The 2,751-nt window shown below is 66.0% G+C and carries 3 pseudogenes; 2 read left to right on the forward strand and 1 reads right to left on the reverse strand.

Annotated elements, in window-relative coordinates:
• Nucleotides 1-222 precede the first annotated feature (222 nt).
• Both CKO28_RS29560 and CKO28_RS29040 read left to right on the forward strand, forming a co-directional pair.
• Nucleotides 223-906: pseudogene (locus tag CKO28_RS29560) on the forward strand (FAD-dependent oxidoreductase); the annotation flags it as partial.
• Nucleotides 907-937: 31 nt separating this feature from the next.
• A pseudogene (locus tag CKO28_RS29040) lies at nt 938-1,315 on the forward strand (FAD-dependent oxidoreductase); the annotation flags it as partial.
• A 260-nt stretch (nt 1,316-1,575) separates the two neighbouring features.
• Here the strand turns inward: CKO28_RS29040 and CKO28_RS27510 are convergent.
• A pseudogene (locus CKO28_RS27510) lies at nt 1,576-2,687 on the reverse strand (IS3 family transposase); the annotation flags it as partial.
• Between the last annotated feature and the right edge of the window lie 64 nt (nt 2,688-2,751).

Below are 2,751 nucleotides of genomic sequence, written 5' to 3' on the forward strand. Positions count from 1 at the left end.
CGCTTGAGTATGACAGCTCCCTGTGTCTCGGCGTCCGCCGTGCCAGGACGAGTGCTTGGCGAAGGTACGGTAACGATTGTTTCAACAGCCAACGCTTTGCCTTGCCAAAGTTAGGTGCGGTGCAACATCTTATCGAGACCGAATGTTGCGTCGATAAATTGGGTAACCGCGGACATGCCGGAAACTGTAGATATCGCCGTGATCGGTGCCGGGACGGCCGGGATGGCCGCCTACCGTAAAGCCCGCGAGGCAAGCGATAACGTCGCGCTCATCGAGGGCGGTCAGTACGGGACGACCTGCGCGATGGTTGGGTGTATGCCGTCCAAGCTTTTGATCGCGGCTGCGGAACGGGCCGATGCCGTGCGCGACGCAGCCGGGTTTGGGGTTCAAACGGGTGGCCTCACGATCGATGGAAAAGCCGTCATGGAGCGGGTCCGCGATGAACGCGACCGGTTCGTCGGTCTTGTTCGCGAAACGGTCGAGGGGTTCGACCCCGCACATCGGGTCACGGGGCACGCGACGTTCGCGGATCCGCACACCATCGCTCTGGAAGACGGTACGCGCCTTCAAGCCGACCGTGTCGTGGTCGCCACCGGGTCGCGCCCGGTCTGGCCGTCAGCCTTCGAGCACGTCGGGGATCGCCTGGTCGTCAACGACGACATCTTCGACTGGACGGATCTCCCGAACTCCGTCGCAGTGTTCGGCGGCGGGATCATCGGTCTGGAGTTGGGTCAGGCGCTGGCCCGTCTGGGCGTACGGGTCCGGATTTTCGGCAAGGGAGGCAGCGTAGCGAACCTCACGGACCCGGTCGTCAAAGCGCGCGCGGTCTCAGCGATCAACAAAACGGTTCCGTTCGATCCGGATGCGGATGTAAGCGAGATCGTACGGGACGACGACGCGGTGAGCGTGACCTTCGCCGCGGACGACGACGGACGACGACAGACACATGCATCGCTTCGACTACCTGCTGGCGGCGACGGGCCGGAAACCGAACGTGGACAAGCTGGCGATCGACCGGTCCGGTCTCGACCTCGACACACGCGGGGTTCCCACATTCGATCCGCTCACGATGCAGGCGAACGGAAGCCACATCTTCATGGCTGGCGACGCGTCCGCGCGCATTCCGCTGCTCCATGTGGCCGCCGACGACGGACGGATCGCCGGTACGAACGCGGCGAGCTATCCCAACGTCCTGGCCCATCGACGGCGCACGCCGCTCAGCGTGGTCTTTACCGAGCCCAACATCGCCACCGTCGGCCGCAGCTACGCGGAACTGCAGCACATGCCCTGCGAATTCGCGGTTGGCGAGGTGTGAGGTGGACCCGTTGTCTGCAACAGCGGTGGGGCTTCAGAGCGTTAGGCGGTGGGGCCCTCGGTGTGTGCCGGCGTCTCGCCAGGGGCGAGCGTAGCCGACGTGGGTGGCGGATTGTCCAGCCCTGGTGCGGCTTGCACCACCGGCTGATTGGCGTGCGGGCTTGTGGTCGCAGGCTGGACGGGCCCCGGACCATCTAGGACTCCGGGGCCCGTCCAGCCGGCCGGCGGAGCCGGGCGTCCACATGCCCGCACGTCACAGCCGCCGGCGTAGATCGCCGCCGGCGTGCAGTTGCCCAGCGCCTGGTGCGGACGGTCGTCGTTGTAGAACGCCATCCAGGCGCCGATGCCGGTCTCGGCGTCGCCCACGGTGTCGTAGGCACGCAGGTAAACCTCCTCGTACTTCAGGCTGCGCCAGAGGCGCTCGACGAAAATGTTGTCCTGGCAGCGGCCACGGCCGTCCATCGAGATCCGGATGTCGTGGTCGCTCAGCAGGCCCGTGAACGCCTCGCTCGTGAACTGGGCGCCCTGGTCGGTGTTGAAGATCTCGGGCCGGCGCCCGGTCTCCAACGCCCGCTTCAGCGCCGCCACGCAGAAGCTGGCGTCCATCGTGTTCGACAGCTGCCACGCCAGCACCTTCCGGCTCGCCCAGTCCATGATCGCGACCAGGTACAGGAAGCCGCGGGCCATCGGGATATACGTGATGTCCGCCGCCCAAACCTGGTCGACCCGGTCGATCGTCATCCCGCGCAGCAGGTAGGGGTAGACCTTGTGCTCGGGATGCGGGCGCGTCGTGCGCGGCTTCGGGTAGATCGGCTTCAGGCCCATCTCCCGCATCAGCCGCTGGATGCGCTTGCGGTTTACCGGATAACCGAGCTGGCGCAGCCACGCCGTCATCCGGCGGCTACCGTAGAACGGACAAGACAGGTACTGCCGGTCGATCAAGTCCATGAGCTCCAGATCGCGGGCGTGACGCGCCTTCCGGCGCCGATACACCGACGTCCGGCTGATGCCGAGCAGCCGGCACTGCCGGGCGACGGAGAGCTTGGGATGCTCCCGATCCACCATCGCCCGGCGCTCGGCCGGCGCTACTTGGGCGAGCGTTTCTGCAGAAAATCCCGCTCGACCGTCAGCTGGCCGATCTGCCGGTACAGATCGTCGATCAGCGCCTGGTTCTCTCGCTCTTGCTTGCCGTCGCCCTTCTCGAAGGCGGCAGAGGCGCCTTCCTCGACGGCCCTCCGCCAGGCGTGGATCTGGTTCGGATGAACCTCGTACCGCGCCGCCAGCTCCTGGATCGTCGCCTCGCCCTTCAACGCGGCCAGGCCGACCTTGGACTTGAACTGCGGCGTCAGCTTACGCGGGCTCTTCCTCGACATCGTCTCCTCCTTCAGGTCAGGAGGGCCCGCCCTACGCTAACGCTCGCCCCTGTTCCAAAACCAG

The sequence above is a fragment of the Rhodovibrio sodomensis genome (assembly GCF_016583645.1).
GTDB lineage: Bacteria > Pseudomonadota > Alphaproteobacteria > Kiloniellales > Rhodovibrionaceae > Rhodovibrio > Rhodovibrio sodomensis.